Here is a 1368-nt window from a genome sequence, read left to right as displayed (position 1 = left end):
TCGGTGGACGGGATTCTCACCCGTCTTTCGCTACTCACACCGGCATTCTCACTTCTAAGCGCTCCACATGTCCTTACGATCATGCTTCAACGCCCTTAGAACGCTCTCCTACCATTGTCCAAAGGACAATCCACAGCTTCGGTAATATGTTTAGCCCCGGTACATTTTCGGCGCAGTGTCACTCGACTAGTGAGCTATTACGCACTCTTTAAATGATGGCTGCTTCTAAGCCAACATCCTAGTTGTCTGGGCAACGCCACATCCTTTTCCACTTAACATATATTTTGGGACCTTAGCTGGTGGTCTGGGCTGTTTCCCTTTCGAACACGGACCTTATCACCCATGTTCTGACTCCCAAGTTAAATTAATTGGCATTCGGAGTTTGTCTGAATTCGGTAACCCGAGAGGGGCCCCTCGTCCAAACAGTGCTCTACCTCCAATAATCATCACTTGAGGCTAGCCCTAAAGCTATTTCGGAGAGAACCAGCTATCTCCAGGTTCGATTGGAATTTCTCCGCTACCCTCAGTTCATCCGCTCACTTTTCAACGTAAGTCGGTTCGGTCCTCCATTCAGTGTTACCTGAACTTCAACCTGACCAAGGGTAGATCACCTGGTTTCGGGTCTACGACCAAATACTAAACGCCCTATTCAGACTCGCTTTCGCTACGGCTCCACATTTACTGCTTAACCTTGCATCAAATCGTAACTCGCCGGTTCATTCTACAAAAGGCACGCCATCACCCATTAACGGGCTCTGACTACTTGTAAGCACACGGTTTCAGGTTCTATTTCACTCCCCTTCCGGGGTGCTTTTCACCTTTCCCTCACGGTACTGGTTCACTATCGGTCACTAGAGAGTATTTAGCCTTAGGAGATGGTCCTCCCAGATTCCGACGGAATTTCACGTGCTCCGTCGTACTCAGGATCCACTCAAGAGAGACAACATTTTCGACTACAGGATTATTACCTTCTTTGATTCATCTTTCCAGATGATTCGTCTAATGTCGTCCTTTGTAACTCCGTATAGAGTGTCCTACAACCCCAACAAGCAAGCTTGTTGGTTTGGGCTCTTCCCGTTTCGCTCGCCGCTACTAAGGGAATCGAATTTTCTTTCTCTTCCTCCGGGTACTAAGATGTTTCAGTTCTCCGGGTGTGCCTTCTGATATGCTATGTATTCACATATCGATAACATGACATAACTCATGCTGGGTTTCCCCATTCGGAAATCTCTGGATCAAAGCTTACTTACAGCTCCCCAAAGCATATCGTCGTTAGTAACGTCCTTCATCGGCTTCTAGTGCCAAGGCATCCACCGTGCGCCCTTAATAACTTAATCTATGTTTCCACCATTTTTATAAGTCAAATGC

The 1368-nt window shown here is 47.1% G+C and carries 1 rRNA gene (running past one end of the window); it reads right to left on the bottom strand.

The features are described 5' to 3' along the window. A 23S ribosomal RNA gene (locus IDG63_RS14030) occupies positions 1–1337 on the bottom strand (it extends 1564 nt beyond the left edge of the window). Positions 1338–1368 lie beyond the last annotated feature (31 nt).

The organism is Staphylococcus sp. EG-SA-14, assembly GCF_017151935.1.
Classification (GTDB): Bacteria; Bacillota; Bacilli; order Staphylococcales; family Staphylococcaceae; genus Staphylococcus; species Staphylococcus aureus.
Note: the sequence above shows the minus strand (reverse complement) of the source record. Positions and strands in the feature narration are given on the sequence as shown.